15 protein-coding genes and 1 pseudogene are annotated in these 14778 nt (G+C 69.0%); 8 read left to right on the top strand and 8 right to left on the bottom strand.

Annotated features, from left to right (window positions below; genetic code table 11):
* Positions 1-160: 160 nt before the first annotated feature.
* Entirely contained in the window at positions 161-1339 is a 1179-nt protein-coding gene (mnmA, locus tag ACLL81_RS10870) for a tRNA 2-thiouridine(34) synthase MnmA (protein ID WP_411288362.1), read from the bottom strand.
* A 171-nt stretch (positions 1340-1510) separates the two neighbouring features.
* Between mnmA and ACLL81_RS10865 the strand changes: the two genes are divergently transcribed.
* Positions 1511-1735: a hypothetical protein gene (locus tag ACLL81_RS10865; RefSeq protein ID WP_411288361.1), complete on the top strand. Its 225-nt coding sequence runs from the start codon at positions 1511-1513 to the stop codon at positions 1733-1735.
* 119 nt (positions 1736-1854) lie between these two features.
* Here ACLL81_RS10865 and ACLL81_RS10860 read toward each other — a convergent pair whose 3' ends face one another.
* Together ACLL81_RS10860 and flgK are read right to left on the bottom strand one after the other, a co-directional pair.
* Entirely contained in the window at positions 1855-2784 is a 930-nt protein-coding gene (locus tag ACLL81_RS10860) for a flagellin (protein ID WP_411288360.1), read from the bottom strand.
* 11 nt (positions 2785-2795) lie between these two features.
* A complete protein-coding gene (gene flgK, locus ACLL81_RS10855; protein WP_411288359.1) occupies positions 2796-4892 on the bottom strand; it encodes a flagellar hook-associated protein FlgK in 2097 nt (698 codons plus the stop codon).
* A 387-nt stretch (positions 4893-5279) separates the two neighbouring features.
* On the opposite strand from flgK, the gene ACLL81_RS10850 reads away from it, so the two are divergent.
* The 4 genes from ACLL81_RS10850 to ACLL81_RS10835 all read left to right on the top strand — a co-directional run bounded on the left by ACLL81_RS10850 (position 5280) and on the right by ACLL81_RS10835 (position 9497).
* Positions 5280-6881 (top strand): flagellar hook-length control protein FliK, encoded by a 1602-nt coding sequence (locus tag ACLL81_RS10850; protein ID WP_411288358.1) that lies wholly within the window; start codon positions 5280-5282, stop codon positions 6879-6881.
* 10 nt (positions 6882-6891) lie between these two features.
* On the top strand, positions 6892-7599 hold the full coding sequence (locus ACLL81_RS10845; RefSeq protein ID WP_411288357.1) for a flagellar hook assembly protein FlgD: 708 nt from the start codon (positions 6892-6894) through the stop codon (positions 7597-7599).
* A gap of 58 nt (positions 7600-7657) precedes the next feature.
* A complete protein-coding gene (locus ACLL81_RS10840) occupies positions 7658-9043 on the top strand; it encodes a flagellar hook protein FlgE (RefSeq protein ID WP_411288356.1) in 1386 nt (461 codons plus the stop codon).
* Positions 9044-9209: 166 nt separating this feature from the next.
* On the top strand, positions 9210-9497 hold the full coding sequence (locus ACLL81_RS10835) for a DUF1153 domain-containing protein (RefSeq protein WP_411288355.1): 288 nt from the start codon (positions 9210-9212) through the stop codon (positions 9495-9497).
* A 174-nt stretch (positions 9498-9671) separates the two neighbouring features.
* Here the strand turns inward: ACLL81_RS10835 and ACLL81_RS10830 are convergent, their stop codons facing one another.
* The 3 genes from ACLL81_RS10830 to ACLL81_RS10820 are packed head-to-tail and all read right to left on the bottom strand — an operon-like array spanning position 9672 to position 10698.
* The gene (locus tag ACLL81_RS10830) at positions 9672-10052 is read right to left on the bottom strand and encodes a RusA family crossover junction endodeoxyribonuclease (RefSeq protein ID WP_411288354.1); all 381 of its coding nucleotides are present in this window, start codon (positions 10050-10052) and stop codon (positions 9672-9674) included.
* Positions 10049-10456, bottom strand: a complete 408-nt coding sequence (locus ACLL81_RS10825; RefSeq protein ID WP_411288353.1) for a type II toxin-antitoxin system VapC family toxin — start codon at positions 10454-10456, stop codon at positions 10049-10051. Before ACLL81_RS10825 ends, ACLL81_RS10830 begins: the two co-directional genes overlap by 4 nt.
* The gene (locus ACLL81_RS10820; RefSeq protein WP_411288352.1) at positions 10453-10698 is read right to left on the bottom strand and encodes a type II toxin-antitoxin system Phd/YefM family antitoxin; all 246 of its coding nucleotides are present in this window, start codon (positions 10696-10698) and stop codon (positions 10453-10455) included. Before ACLL81_RS10820 ends, ACLL81_RS10825 begins: the two co-directional genes overlap by 4 nt.
* Positions 10699-10813: 115 nt before the next feature.
* Between ACLL81_RS10820 and fumC the strand changes: the two genes are divergently transcribed.
* Positions 10814-12205: a class II fumarate hydratase gene (fumC, locus tag ACLL81_RS10815; protein WP_411288351.1), complete on the top strand. Its 1392-nt coding sequence runs from the start codon at positions 10814-10816 to the stop codon at positions 12203-12205.
* A gap of 40 nt (positions 12206-12245) precedes the next feature.
* On the top strand, positions 12246-12491 hold the full coding sequence (locus tag ACLL81_RS10810; protein ID WP_411288350.1) for a hypothetical protein: 246 nt from the start codon (positions 12246-12248) through the stop codon (positions 12489-12491).
* A gap of 3 nt (positions 12492-12494) precedes the next feature.
* Here the strand turns inward: ACLL81_RS10810 and ACLL81_RS10805 are convergent, their stop codons facing one another.
* Together ACLL81_RS10805 and ACLL81_RS10800 are read right to left on the bottom strand one after the other, a co-directional pair.
* Positions 12495-13415: an iron-containing redox enzyme family protein gene (locus ACLL81_RS10805; RefSeq protein WP_411288349.1), complete on the bottom strand. Its 921-nt coding sequence runs from the start codon at positions 13413-13415 to the stop codon at positions 12495-12497.
* 82 nt (positions 13416-13497) lie between these two features.
* A complete protein-coding gene (locus tag ACLL81_RS10800; RefSeq protein WP_411288348.1) occupies positions 13498-14502 on the bottom strand; it encodes a polyprenyl synthetase family protein in 1005 nt (334 codons plus the stop codon).
* Positions 14503-14640: 138 nt separating this feature from the next.
* On the opposite strand from ACLL81_RS10800, the pseudogene ACLL81_RS10795 reads away from it, so the two are divergent.
* A pseudogene (locus ACLL81_RS10795) lies at positions 14641-14778 on the top strand (methyltransferase); the annotation flags it as partial.

Raw genomic sequence — 14778 nt, 5'->3', positions numbered from 1 at the left:
CACCGCGGCTGCGCCAAGCTCGGTGGCCTTCATGGGGGCAAGCACGCCCTGGAAACCGCCCATGGGGGTGCGGGCGTAGGACGCGATGACGACGGGGTCGGAGGTCTGGGTCATCGGCGGGGTATAGCGATCCCTCCCCTTCATGGGGAGGGATGACAGCCTAGATGTCGCGCACGGTTCCCGCGATGAAGCCGCCGCCCAGCACGCGGGTGGGGGTTTCCGGGGCGTAGAGGGCGCAGGCCTGACCGGGGGCGACACCTTCTTCCGAGCCGTCGAACACCACGCCGGGCTGGCCGTCGACCAGGGCCAGGCGACCGGCCACCGGCTCGCGGGTGGAGCGCACCCGGGCCAGCACCGGGCGTCCGGCCTCGCAGGCCGCCTCGATTGAGCCCTCGCCCAGCCAGTTGGTCTCCTTCAGCGTCAGGGCGTGGGTCATCAGCGCCTCGCGGGGGCCGACGACCACCCGGCGGCTGTCCGCGTCGATCTTCACCACGAACAACGGATCACCCACGGCGACATTCAGGCCCCGGCGCTGGCCGACGGTGTAGCGGGTGACGCCCTCGTGGCGGCCCAGCACCCGGCCATCCAGGTGGACGATGTCCCCCGGCTCCGCCCCGTGCGGGCGCAGGCGGTCGATCACCGTGGTGTAGCGGCCCTCCGGCACGAAGCAGATGTCCTGGCTGTCGGGCTTGTCGGCGACGCTGAGCCCCAGGGCCTGGGCGGCCTGGCGCACCACCGGCTTGGGCAGGCCTCCCAGGGGGAAGCGCAGGTAGTCGAGCTGGTCCGGCGTGGTGGCGAACAGGAAATAGCTCTGGTCGCGCGCGGGGTCGTAGGCCCGGTGCAATTCAGGCCCGGCCGGGCCCACGTCGCGGCGCACATAGTGGCCCGTGGCCATGGCTGCGGCGCCCAGGTCGCGGGCCACGTCCAGCAGGTCGCGGAACTTCACGGTCTGATTGCAGCGCACGCAGGGGATCGGCGTTTCGCCCCGCAGATAGGCGTCGGCGAAGTCCTCGATGACCTGCTCGCGGAAGCGGCTTTCGTAGTCGAGCACATAGTGCGGCACGCCCAGGCTCTCGGCCGCGGTGCGCGCGTCGTGGATGTCCTGGCCGGCGCAGCAGGCGCCCTTCTTCTGGACGGCCGCGCCGTGGTCGTAGAGCTGCAGGGTGACGCCGACCACGTCGTAGCCGGCCCGCGCCAGCAGGGCCGCCGTCACCGTGGAGTCCACCCCGCCGGACATGGCCGCCACAATCCGGGCGCCAACCGGCAGGCGCACGGCATCGCGGGCGGCCTGGATCAGGCCGTCCGGGGCGTCGCTCAAGAGGGAGACGGGCGCGTTCATCGCCGCCTATTTAGCTGTTGGATCAGGGGTTTGCGAGGGGGGCGGTGAGATGCGGCTGATCTGTCGTCGCCGGGACGCTCCAGATTGTGATCCGGCGCGTCACAGAAAAGCGCTAAACTGCGGCCATCGTCGGCGGGTACACCACAGGTGCCGGCGGCTGAGAGCCTCAAGATGAGCTCCCGCCTTCACCTGACTGGACAGGGGATGCGCATGACAATCTACCGGATTTACATCCTCGACGGCGAAGAACGCGTCGAGGGCAAGCTCGAAGACCGGTTCGACACCGACCGCGCGGCCCTGGAGCACGCCGAGGACGCGCGCGCCGGGCAATACGCCGCCGAGGTCTGGGAAGGCGAACGCCTGGTCGGCCGCATCGGCCACGAGTTCCGCATCTAGAGCATCTTCCGAAAAGTGTGACGCGGTTTTCGGACGAAAGATGCTCCAAGCTTTTGATCTAGAGCTCTTTTATCCCGTTCAGATGGGTCCATTTGAACGGGAAAGGCTCTAGCGCGGCGCTACTTCAGGATGTTGATCAGCGAGGTGTTCTGCAGGGAGATGAACACCTGCGCGGCGGCCTGCACGGAGAGCTGGGCGGCTTGGAGCTGGGTGGCGGCCATCGCCATGTCGGCGTCGGTGACGTCGCCCATCATGCCGGTGATGGCGTTGTTTCGGGTCTGCAGGTCGCCCTTCACCGACTCCACGCGGCGCTGCACCAGGCCGTTGCGGGCGGCCTCGTTGGTGATGTCCTCGCGGATGCCGTCCCAGGTGGCCAGCTGACCCTCCAGGAAGGTCCGCTGGGCGGCGGTCATGGTGCCCGTGAACGGGCCTGAGCCGCCCTGCTGGAAGGTCTGGAAGGTCTTGAAGGCGGTCAGCATGTCCGTGCCCAGATCCTTGGCCAGGATGCCGGTGGCGACGTTGGTCGAGTCGTCGATCTTGGCGGTGATCTTGAAGTTATCGTTGAGGAAGAAGCTGCTGATCGGCGGGCCGGCGGTCAGGTCGGCGAGCGACGTGGCGGTCACCGGCCGGGTGTCCACCTGGCCGCCGGCGAACAGGTACTTGCCGCCGTAGCGGGCGTTCATGCCCTCCGCGGCGTTGCGAAGCTGGTTCTGGATATCCTCCACCAGGGTGTCGACCCGGCCGCTGGCCAGGGCCTCGGCGATCGCCTGGCGGGTCCCCAACGCGGCGTCGGCCACCCGGTTGAGGGCGGCGTCCTGGGTGACGAGCTTGTCGGCGATCAGGCCGTTCTGCTCCTGGTAGACCTCGATCCGCGTCTTGATGGAGCGCATGGCGGTGAGCAGTTCGGCGTCCTTGGCGTAGTCCTTCAGGTCCGACCCCTTCTTCTGGGTCGCCAGCTGGTCGCCGGCCGCGATCTGCCGCTGCTGGGCGGCCATCAGGTTGGCGAGGACCGAAGAGTAGTTGCCGGTGGTGGAGACGCGGGTGACCATGTGCTTGTTCCTCAGATCATGCCGACCAGGACGTCGAACAGGTCCTTGGCCGCCTGGATCATGCGCGCCGACGCGTTGAACGCCTGCTGATAGGTGGTGAGGTTGACGAGTTCCTCGTCGAGGTTGACGCCCTCCACGGATTGCCGTCGGGCGACCGCCTCGGTCTCCACGGCCGCGGCGCTGAGCTTGCGGGTCTCCGCCGCCGCCGCCTCGCGTCCGATCGAGCCGCCGAACTCCGAGGCGTAGCGCGACACGGTCATCGCCACGACGCCCAGCGAACCGGCGGCCTGGAAGGTTGCGGTGACATCGCCGGACGCGGCCATGGCGAGCGCGCCGCGCCCGTCGCCGGGCCGCAGCGCCGGCTGGCCGGCCGCGACGGTGAGGTCGATCTGGCCCAGCGCCAGCTTGGTCGGGTCGGAGACCAGCGCCTGGGCCACGTCGAACCGGCCGGCGCGCTGGATGCGTTCCACGACGCCCAGGCCAAAGAGCTGGCTGATCGAAGGCCCGCCGACGCCGCGCTGGGTGTTGTCGCTGACCACCGCAAGTTCGGCGTTCATCGGCGCGGAGCCGGTGAAGCTGAGCGCGCCGGAGGCGTTCAGGGTGAAGGCGCCATAAAGGCCAACCCCCGTGGCGCTGCTGTTCAGAGACGTGAGCAGGTCGCTCATGTTCGCGGCGGCCGGGACGGTGACGGTGACGTCGCGGATCGGCTTGCCGTCCGGTTGGGCCAGTCTGAGGGCGATCTGGCCGCCAGCGACGAACCCGTGCGCAGCCGAGGCGGTCAGGCCGGTCTCGTAGCTGGTGAAGCCGGTGGAGCGGACCATGTCGTTGAGACCGAAGAAGTGCGAGAACTGGCGTCCCGCCTTCATCGACGAGAGTTCGGCGATGGCCACGCCGTTGGTCCCGGTGGCGGCGATGGAGAGCGCGCCGCCCGTGAAGCTCGCCGCGCCCAGGACGCCCAGGCCGGCGTTGAGGTTGGCCAGGAAGTTCGCCGGCGTGAAGGCGACGGCCGGGCCGTTGTCAGTGCTCATCAGTCCGCTGGTGAAGTTGATGTCCACCTTGCGCTGGACGACGCCGGACGCATTGACGATGGCCACGGTCGAGGCCCCGGTGAATCCGGTGATGGCGGAGGGCAGGTCGAGGCCGGTGTCGCGGCCGGTCAGGGCCAGCGGGGCGGGGATGGCGCTGGAGGCGTTGTGGGCGGCGTTCATCCGCTCCACTGCGCGCGAGACGAACTCGCCTAGCTGGTCGGACAGGTCAGGGAGCTTCTGGTCGCGCAGATCCATCAGCCCGCGGACCTCGCCGCCAGTCACCTGGATCGGCTGGGCCGAGGCGCCCCCGGCCGGGGTCGCGGAGATGTAGCCGCGGGTGGAGTCTGTGCGGTTGTAGGTCAGCACGGCGGCGCCCTCGCCAGCCAAGGCGACGCCCTCCGCAGAGCGCACGACCACCCCGCCCTGGTCGCGCCCGACCACGCGCACGCTCATCAGCTTGGAGAGCTCGTCGAGCAACTGGCTCTGGATGTTCTCAGAGCCCGAGGCGTCGGCCAGCACCAGCTTTGCGCGGCTGATGTCGCTGTTCAGCTGGTCGATCTGGGAGAGCAGGTCGTTGGCCCGGCCGATACTCGCCAGGATGCGGGTGTCGACGGTGCGGCCAAGCTCGGTGAGCTGGGCGTTCACCCGGTCGGCCTCGGACAGGAAATCCTGGGTATTGGAGAGCGCCTGGCTGCGCAGCAGGCTGGAGGACGGATCGTCCGCGGCCGTGGCGAAGGCGGCGTAGATGTTGTCCAGGCGGTTGAAGAAGAAGCTGGAAGCCGAGGGGTCGCCGAACAGGCTCTGGGCGTTGTCCAGGTATTGCGAGACCGCCGACCAGCGGGCCGCCTCTGAAGCCGCCGTCAGGCTGGCGAGTTGCAGGTACTGGTCGGTGACGCGGCGCACGCCGGCCACCTCGACACCCATGCCCACGCCATCGACCACCAGGGGCTTCTGGTCCACCGCCTTGCGGACATAGCCAGGGGTGTTGACGTTGGCGATGTTGTCGGAGACGGCGCGCAGGCCGGTCTGGGCCGCCTGCAGGCCGGAAGCGGCCGTCTTGAGGGCCACGCTTAGGGACATCGCTTTACTCTCCGCCCGGCAAAGGCTGACGCGCGACCCGGCGGTTTCTGCCGGGGAGTGAGCGAACACACGCGCGAGCGGCCGGGAAAACCGCAAGCTTTTCAAAGACGGCCCCTTCAAGGACCGGGTGAACTCGCAAACTCCGGCGCAAGACCGGCGCCATGCCGGTCCGGCGCAGCGCCACACGGCAGGTAACGACCCACCGCGCCCCGGACGGCCCGGCAATTTCCTCCGGAGAGGCCCGCCCCGGCGCCCCAGAACGAATGGTGTTTCCCCAGCAATTTCCGTCGGTTGTTCAGATGGCGCGAAGGTTGCTCCGGCCAGACCGAATGAGCCGGGCGCAAAACGCGCTCCTCGACCTCCACCCCTGGAAAGCGCCTTTCACGCATGTCCGCGTCCGTGATCATTGCCGCCGCCACACCGCAGCCCGCCGTGGGCCCGGCGCTGCTGTCGGCGACCGCGGCCGCCCCCCTGGCGGGCTTCGAAGCCCTGCTCACCGCCCTGTTCGGCGCCCCGCAGGCGCTGGCGGCGGCGCCGACCACGTCCCCGCCTGCCGCGACGCCTGCACCTGGCATTGAGCTTAGCCCTGCCACGCTCGCGCCGGCGTCCGCCGTCCCGGCGCCGGACGATGTCGCCGGTCTCGCGCCGGACGCGGTGTCCGAACCCGACGCCGCCACGCCGGCGACGGCCGACCCCGGCACGGACATCCTGGTTGGCGACGGGTCGCTGGTCGATCCCCTGCTGCTCGCCCCGGACATCCTTGAAGCGCCGTCCATGCCGACCGCGCCCGCCGCAGCGCCCGCCGCGGCGCCCGCGCCGGTGGTTGTGGCGACGGTGACCACTCCGTCTCCAGCCTCCCGCGAGGTGGTTGCAGACCCTCACCCGATGAAGCGCGCCACGGCCCAACCGCCAGCGGCGCGCCGCGCGGACGGTCTCCCGGATGGGGACGCCGCGCCCACCGAGGCCACCCCGGCGACCGCAACCGAGCCCGCGCGCTCCGGACCGCTGCAGGTCGCCGCAGCCCCGGTCCAGGCGCGCCCTGTCGCGGCCCCCGCGCCGATGGCGCCCGCTCCAGCGGCTCCTGCGGCTCCTGCGGCGCCCGCCGCCGCCCTGCCCGTCCAGGCCGCAAGTCTGACCGAGGCGTCCGCGCCGGTCGCCGCTGCGTCCCCTGCCGAAACCGCCGCGCAGCCGGCGGCCGCTGTCGCGTCGACGATCACGCCGACGATCGCACCGGCGGCTGCCCCGATCGCTCCCCCTCAGGCGCCCGCGCCGCGTGAAAAGGCCGGCCGCACCGAACGGGCGGCGGGCCGCGTCGAGCCCGAGGCCGCAGCACCCGCAGCCGCGCCGATCCGCACCGCCAGCGGGCCCGCTGCCCCGGTCGACCCGGCGCGGACACCCGCCGCTGGCGTCGAGAAGACCGCCATCGCCGAGCCGGGCGTCGCCGAGGATCACGCGGAAACCCACGACATCCGCCCCGCCGCCGGCGAGGCCCGCGCCATGGCCGCCGGGCCCCTGCCCGCCGCTGCGCCCCTGGTCCGCGGCGCGCCGGAGACGGTGGCCAACCTCACCGCTCAGATCGTCAAGAAGCTGGAGGGCCGCTCCACCCGCTTCGACCTGGAGCTCGACCCCGTCGGCCTCGGCCGCGTGGACGTGCGCCTGGAGATCGGCGCTCACGGCAGGATCACCGCGGCCATGATCTTCGACAACCCGCAGGCCGCCGCCGAGCTGCGCGCGCGCGCCGGCGATCTGCACCGGGCGCTGGAGCAGGCCGGCTTCGACCTGGCGGGCAGGATTTCCTTCGACGTGGCCGGCGACCGCGGGCAGCCGCACCAGCAGGCCCACCACCAGCAACACGGTGAGGCCGGCGCGGGCTTCCGTGGCCGGGCCTTCCAGGCCGCCCTGGAGACCGCCGGTGGCGCCGAGGCCGCGGCGATAGGCGAACTCAACCTTCGACGTGGCGTGAACGCCGGCGTCGACGTGCGGATCTAAGGACCGAAGCATGGACATCAACGCCGCCAACGCCGCCGCCGGGACCGCCAAGGTCGACAGCGCCGCCACCGGCCGGGCCCGCCTGGCGGAAAGCTTCGACACCTTCCTGTCGCTCCTGACCACGCAGCTCAAGAACCAGGATCCGCTGTCGCCGATGGACTCCAACCAGTTCACCCAGCAGATCGTGCAGATGACCGGGGTGGAGCAGCAGCTCCTCACCAACGACCTCCTGAAGAAGCTGGTGGGCAACACTGGCAACGGGGTCGCCACCGCGGTCAGCCTGATCGGCAAGGACGTGCGCGCCACCAGCGACACCACCGCGATCTCCGGCGGCAAGGCCGAGTGGATCTACAAGCTCGACCGGGCCGCTACCGACGTGAAGCTCGAGGTGATCGATTCCGCCGGCAGGGTGGTCCACGTCGTGGCGCCCACCGGCAACGGCGCCGGCGACCACGCGCTGTCGTGGAACGGTAGGGACCAGAGCGGCGCGCAACTGCCCAACGGCGGCGTCTACACCCTACGGATCTCGGCCAAGGACGGCAGCGGCGCGACCGTGCCCGCCACGGCCTATGTGCAGGGCCGCGTCACCGGCGTCGAACAGGCCGCCGGCCAGACGCTCATCACCATCAACGGCGGTCAGGTGTCCTGGGAAAAGGTCACGACCATCCGCGAACCCATCAGCCCCGGCGGCCAAACGTCGTCTCCAGCAGCGGCCTGATCGGCCGGCTCTCTCCGCAGGACGCGGATCTGCTCAAGGATAAGAACGGAAAGTACCAATGAGCATCAGTTCAGCCATGCTCGCAGGCGTCTCGGGGTTGGTGGCCAACTCCTCTGCGCTCGCGGCCATCTCGGACAACATCTCCAACGTCAACACCGTCGCCTACAAGCGCAACCAGGTGAACTTCGCCAACGTGGTCACCGCCCAGTCGGTGAGCGGCAAGTATTCCGCCGGCGGCGTCCAGGGCGTCAGCCGCCAGTTCGTCAGCCAGCAGGGCCTCATCCAGAGTTCCGGCTCCACGACGGACATGGCCATCTCCGGCGACGGCTTCTTCATCGTCGCCGAGAAGGGCGCGGGCCTGACCGCGGCCGACGGGCGCAAGTTCACCCGCTCGGGTTCGTTCAACGTCGACGCCGACGGTTATCTTGTGAACGACGCCAAGCTCTACCTGCAGGGCTGGCCGGTGAAGGCCAACGGCACGTTCGACGTCAATCCGTCGGACCTGAACAAGATGGCTTCGATCAACATCAAGAACCTGGGCGCGGCCGTCGCGGCCACCACCAAGCTTGGGCTCAGCGCCAACCTCGACAAGGCCGGGGTGATCTCCGCCGGGGTCGGCGCCTACCTCCCCGGCGCCGCCGCCTCGATGAGCGACTACGCGGTCGATCCCACCACCGGCACCAAGCCTGACTTCGTCATGGAGATGAACGTCATCGACTCGGTCGGCGGGTCGCACAAGATCGCGATCTCCTTCCTGAAGGCGGCCGCGGTCACGCCCAACACCTGGCACGCGGAGATCCACGCCATCCCGGCCACCGACGTCGCGGTCGCCGGTCGTCCGGGCCAGATCAAGACCGGCCTGGTGAAGTTCAACCAGGACGGCACCATCGACCTGGCCACCACCACCCTGTTCGGCGCCGCCGGGGCCGCGGCCACCGTGGCGCTCAACGCCTCAGGCGGGGCCAACCCGAAATGGGCCGACGCTCTGGGCATCGGCGCCCAGACCATCGCGCTGGACCTCACCAAGCTGTCGCAATACGCGGCCATCTCCACGGTCAACTCGGTCACCTCCAACGGGGCCGGAGTCGGCAACGTTGTGGGCGTGCAGGTGGGCGAGGACGGGATTGTCTCGGCGATCTTCGACAACAGCCAGATCCGCAAGGTCGCCAAGATCGGCGTCGCCACCTTCCCCAACGCCGACGGCCTGCAGGCGGTGAGCGGCAACGCCTACCGGGTGACCATCCCGGCCGGCCAGATGGTGGTCAAGGAAGCTGGCGAGGGCGGCGCGGGCAACATCTCGCCCTCCAGTCTGGAAGCCTCGACCGTCGACCTCTCCGCGGAGTTCACCGGTTTGATCGCCACCCAGAAGGCCTACTCGGCATCCTCCAAGATCATCACCACTGCCGACCAGATGTTGGAAGAGTTAATCAACATCAAGCGGTAATACCAAATGTTAATTCAGGTTAATCGCCGTAAACTATATTTTGTGTTTCGATTTAGTACACGGGGAATGAATGATTAGTTGTTTCTTTACTATCACGATTCAGCGGCTGTTAGGGCCCGCTGCGTACATTGCCGTCCAACAGTGATGGTGGGAAAGGCGTAAAGCCATGTTGCAGCAACAGCAGACGCGCACGAACAACCGCGGCGAGGCTTATGTCATCGGCCCCACCGGTGCGCCTTTGACGATCAACGACCTCCCGCCGCCGAACACCGGGCGGTGGGTGATCCGCAGAAAGGCCGAGGTGGTGGCCGCGGTGCGTGGCGGACTCATCCCTCTCGAGGACGCGCTGGATCGCTATGGCCTGACGTCTGAGGAGTTCCTGGCCTGGCAGCGGTCCATCGACCGGCATGGCCTGGCCGGCCTGCGCACCACGCGTATCCAACAGTATCGCTGAGCCGTTCATTCCCCCGGACAGGTTCGCGAAGTAGGCGGCCGCGCTCACCCCCTGGGCGCGGCCGTTGCCTTTTCCAGAGCGCCTTCCGCCGAAGTGGCTGCCCGTTCGGCGTCAGAAAGCGCGACAAAACAAGGATCTGGGCGCCGCTCCGAGTCTATCGGAGCGAATAGCGCTCTAGGGATGCGCCGCGCCCGGCGTCTCCGGCAGTCTTCGCGCCGTGACGGTGATCCGCTCGCGCTCTCCGGCCACCCGCTCCACCAGCAGCCGCGCCACCTGGGCGTCATCGTGAAACACATAGCCCTTGATGGCGTCGAGGATGGCTTTGGCGAGGTTGTCGAGGTCGAGCCACGGCGGGTCGCCGACATATTCCATGCGGATCTCCACGGCGAACTCCCCCCAGGCGGGCCGCGAGCCGCGCCACGCCTTGCGGAAGAACTCGTAGATCAGGGGCTTGTAGTACTTGGCCTGGGTGGTCAGGCCGTCGATCACCACCTCGATGGCGCCGTCGGCCTCGCGGGCGCGCACCTTGCCGTGCTGGGTCCAGGCGTCGGTCACGCGTCGAACAAGGCGACGCCCGCTTCCCCCGCCGCTCGTCGCAAGGCTCCATCCAGCGTCGCGAGCGGGAGGCTGAGGCGTCGCGCAAGTTCAAGATAGGACGCGTCGTAAACGCTAAGTCGGTGGCGTTCGGCCAGCGCGATCGCTTGGGCGATCCGTTCGTGCGACGGGCTCAGATCTTGGCGCAGTTCCAGGCTGAGGAGATCAGCCAGAAGCGTGAGCGTGGAGAGGATTCTCCCGCGGCGCTCGTTCATCAGGAGGACGTTGCCGATTTCCGGCAGGAAGAGGGCGGGAACTTCGGCGCCCGTCCGAATGACCGCCTCCATCGCCCGATCCGCCTCGGCGGCCTGTTCGTCAGGCATGAGCCAGGCGATGGCGATTGAGCAGTCTATGACCAGGCTCACCGCCTCCCCTCGTCGCGATCCTTCTTCAGCTCGTCCCAGGTGGTCGTAAAGCCAAGTTTCTCCCGGCGCTCGCGTACACGGGTCATCAGCGCCTCGGCCGCTTCCGGCGTGAGCCGCCTGCGGATGGGGTTGAGGGTCGCGACCGGCTCCCCGCGTTTAGTGATGATCACCTCTTCACCTCGACCGGCCGCCTCAAGCAGCTCCGAGAGACGGTTCTTGGCCTCTAGCACGCCGACGCGCATCGCCACCTCCTGGCTATTTATCTGGCTATATGACGCTGCGCGAAGGGGAGCGCAACTCTTTGCAGTCTCGCGTCGTGCCGCTAAACCGGCCCCGCGACCCCGCTGGAGCCCGCCGATGACCGCGACCCGCACCGAGACCGACAGCTTCGGCGCCATCGAGGTGGCGGCCGACCGGTACTGGGGGGCCCAGACGCAGCGCTCCCTGGGTAATTTCAAAATCGGCTGGGAGCGCCAGCCGCTGCCGGTGATCAAGGCGCTGGGGGTGGTCAAACGCGCCGCCGCTGAGGCCAACATGGCGCTCGGCCGGCTGGACCCGGCCATCGGAAACGCCATCGTCACCGCCGCCCAGGAGGTTATCGAGGGCAAGCTCGACGACCATTTCCCGCTGGTGGTCTGGCAGACCGGCTCCGGCACCCAGTCGAACATGAACGCCAATGAGGTGATCTCGAACCGCGCCATTGAGATGCTTGGCGGCCAAATGGGGTCGAAGAGCCCGGTCCACCCCAACGATCACGTCAACATGAGCCAGTCGTCCAACGACACCTATCCCACGGCCATGCACATCGCCTGCGCCGAGGAAGTCGCCCGCCGGGTGATGCCGGCGCTGGAGCATCTGCACGCAGCGCTCAACGCCAAGATCAAGGCCTTCGCCCACATCATCAAGATTGGCCGCACCCACACCCAGGACGCCACGCCCCTGACCCTGGGCCAGGAGTTCTCCGGCTACGCCCACCAGGTGAGCATGTCGGTCCGGCGCCTGAAGGACACTCTCTACGGCCTCTACGAACTGGCCCAGGGCGGGACGGCGGTGGGCACGGGGCTGAACGCGCCGGTGGGCTTCGCCGAGAAGGTGGCCGAGCGGATCGCGGCGATCACCCGCCTGCCGTTCATCACCGCGCCCAACAAGTTCGAGGCGCTGGCCGCCCACGACGCCATGGTGTTCAGCCACGGGGCGCTCACCGCCGCGGCCGCGGCGCTGTTCAAGATCGGCAACGACATCCGCTTCCTGGGCTCGGGTCCGCGCTCGGGCCTGGGCGAGCTCTCCCTGCCGGAGAACGAGCCCGGCTCCTCGATCATGCCTGGCAAGGTCAACCCCACCCAGGCGGAAGCCCTGACCATGGTCTGCGCCCAGGTGATGGGCAATCAGACCACCATGGCCTTCGCCGGCTCCCAGGGGCATTTCGAGCTGAACGTGTTCAACCCGGTGATGGCCTACAATTTCCTGCAATCCTGCCGCCTTCTCGGCGACGCGGCGATCTCCTTCACCGACAACATGGTGGTGGGCATTGAGGCGCGCGAGGACAACATCAAGGCGGCCATGGAGCGCTCCCTGATGCTGGTCACCGCACTGACGCCGAAGATCGGCTACGATAACGCCGCCCTGATCGCCAAGACTGCCCACAAGAACGGCACGACCCTTCGGCAGGAGGCGGTGGGGGGCGGCTTTGTCACCGATGCGGAGTTCGACGCCCTGGTGCGCCCGGAGAACATGCTCGGCCCGGGCTGAACGGCTTGACCCGCCCCGCGAACCGGCGCGTGAAGGCGCCATGGCCAAGGAAACCGTCTACATCGTGCAGTCCTATATCGCCGGCCGCGGCAAAGCGCTGAAGGCCGAGCAGCAGATGGGCTGCAAGACGGCGGAAGAGGCCCGCCGCAAGGCCGAACGCCTGGGCCCCTTGCGGGTCGGCGTCGTGGCGTTCTCCGCCACGGCGGACACCGAAATGGGCGACTACGATGAGAATCCGGTGATCCTGTTCAAAGCTGGCCGCCTGCCCCACCCGTTCAGCGAGTAGCCCCTACTCGGCCGCGTAGACCAGCGGGTGGGCGTGGGCCCAAAGGTGCGCGCGGTAGGTCTCGAAGCACTGCTCGCCGCAGATCAGGCGCATGACCGCGCCCTCGGCGATGTGCTGGGCGCAGGCTGGATCGGCCTCGACCAGCGGGACCAGCGCCTCGGCGTTCCAGGCCCTGGAATGCTCCACGTCGAGTTGCGCGTGGAGGACGAAATACTTGCGCTGCTCGGGCGTGCAACCCAGGCGCTTGAGGCCCTCGGCCACGGCGCCGACTCGGGTGGGGGCGGTCAGCTCCACCACGCCCAGGGCGCCGACGGACTGGTAGGTGTAGCGCCGGGTGGTGGCGAAGGCGGTCATGGTGTTGGCCAGCGCCAGCGACTGCCAGCAGGTGCCGTCGATGGTGGGCGCCAGGCCCAGGCCCGCGACCGTGCGGTTCAGCATCGGCCCGTGCATGCCACCCATGGAGCCGCGGCCCATCTCGTCCCAGTAGTTGCGGGCCAGTTCGAGCTTCGCCCGGTCTGGCAGCTTCAACTGGGTCAGGGCCACGAGGTCGTCGAACCCCGCCTCGCCGGCCGCCTCCTGGGTCAGGAACCACTTCATTTGCTCAAGGTCCGCCTCGGTCTCCAGCCAGGCGAACAGAGGATCCCACTGGCCGGGGCCGGCGTCCTTCAGGGCGTCGAACCAGCTGATGAACCCGGCGGGATCGGTGGGCACGTCGGCCACCAGGGGCGCCACGTGGGCGCGGAACGCCTCGACGAAGGCGCCTTCCAGCCGCAGCATCGCGTGATCCGCATTGAGATCCTGGCGCCAGTCGGCGGTGGGCAGGGCGACCGCGAGGCGCCGGCGGTTCCACTTCGCCAGCCCCAGGTGGAGCATCTCGGCGTCCGGAAATTCCGGCGTGAACGCGCCCAGCGTGGATAGTCTCAACCCTGCAAACATACTGGCCTCCCTGGGGGCGGAGAGCGTTTGAACGGTGGTTGGGTTCCTAGAGTAGAGCTGCGTTGGCGCTCTAGGAACGCCGCATGACCGCGAAGTCGGCCAGTTCCTGCAGGGCCGGCCGCCAGATGTTGGAGCCGAAGCCCGCCAGCGCCGCCTTGGCGCTGTCCGTGTAGCGCCCAGCGAGGTCGAGCGTGGCGTCCAGGGCGCCGGTCTGGCGCATGAGTTCGAGCGCCCGCTCGAAGTCGCCGTCGGCCTGCTCGCGGCGGTCGATGGTGCGGACCCAGAAGTCGCGCTCGCCGGGCGTGCGCGCCATGGCCAACAAGAGCGGCAGGGTGGCCTTGCCCTCTCGAAAATCGTCGCCGGGGTTCTTGCCCAGGGTTTCGCTGTCGCCGGAATAGTCCAGGGCGTCATCCACCAATTGGAAGGCCAGGCCCAGATGCTGGCCGAAGCTGCGCAGCGCCCGGCAGCGTTCTGGAGACGCGCCGGCGGAGACCGCGCCGGCCTCGGCCGCGGCGGCGAACAGCTCCGCGGTCTTGGCCTTGATGATCTCCAGGTAGACCTCTTGGCTGAGGTCCAGATCGTGGGCGCGGGTGAGCTGCAACACCTCGCCCTCGGCGATCACCCGGCTGGCCCGGGCCAGGATCTCCAGGGCCGGCATCGAGCCTGCCCCGACCATCAACTCGAAAGCCCGGGCGAACAGGAAGTCGCCCACCAGCACGCTGGACGGCGCGCCCCAGATCAGGTGCGCCGCTACCCGGCCGCGCCGAAGCTGCGAGGAATCCACCACGTCGTCGTGCAGCAGGGTGGCGGTGTGGATGAACTCCACCGCCGCGGCCAGCTTCAGGCAGGCGTCGTCGCGGGCCCCGGCCAGCCTGGCCGCGGCGACGGTGATAAGGGGCCGCAGCCGCTTGGCGGAGCCCGCGATCAGGTGGTCGGCCAGGGCCGGGATCACCGGCACGGGGCTGTCCATGTGCTTGCGGATCAGTGTGTCCACAGCCGCCATGTCGGGCGCCGCGAGCGCCAGCAACGCGTCCAGGGACGGCGGCTTCTCGGCAATGGCCGTGCGGGCGTCCACGCGGGTTTCAAGCTCCTGTCGGGGGCCGGCGCGAGCTGGGGAGGCCTGCCGCCGTTTGCCGGGGACAATGGTGACGCGATAGGGCACGGTCAAGCGACCCCCGCGCGCAACCAAGAGACTTCGAGGCTCAAAGCTCCAATGGAGGCTGTCACCGAGGATCGCGTTCTCGACGGGCGCGTGAGCCTGCGCCAGCCCTCGCGAGGCTATCGCGCCGGGCTGGATGCGGCGCTGCTGGCGGCGGCGTGCGACGCCAGGCCGGGGGATCGGGTGCTGGAG

It is taken from the genome of Phenylobacterium sp. (assembly GCF_046590535.1).
Classification (GTDB): Bacteria; Pseudomonadota; Alphaproteobacteria; order Caulobacterales; family Caulobacteraceae; genus Phenylobacterium.
The sequence above is the reverse complement of the archived record's forward strand: the minus strand, read 5'-3'. Positions and strand labels throughout refer to the sequence as shown.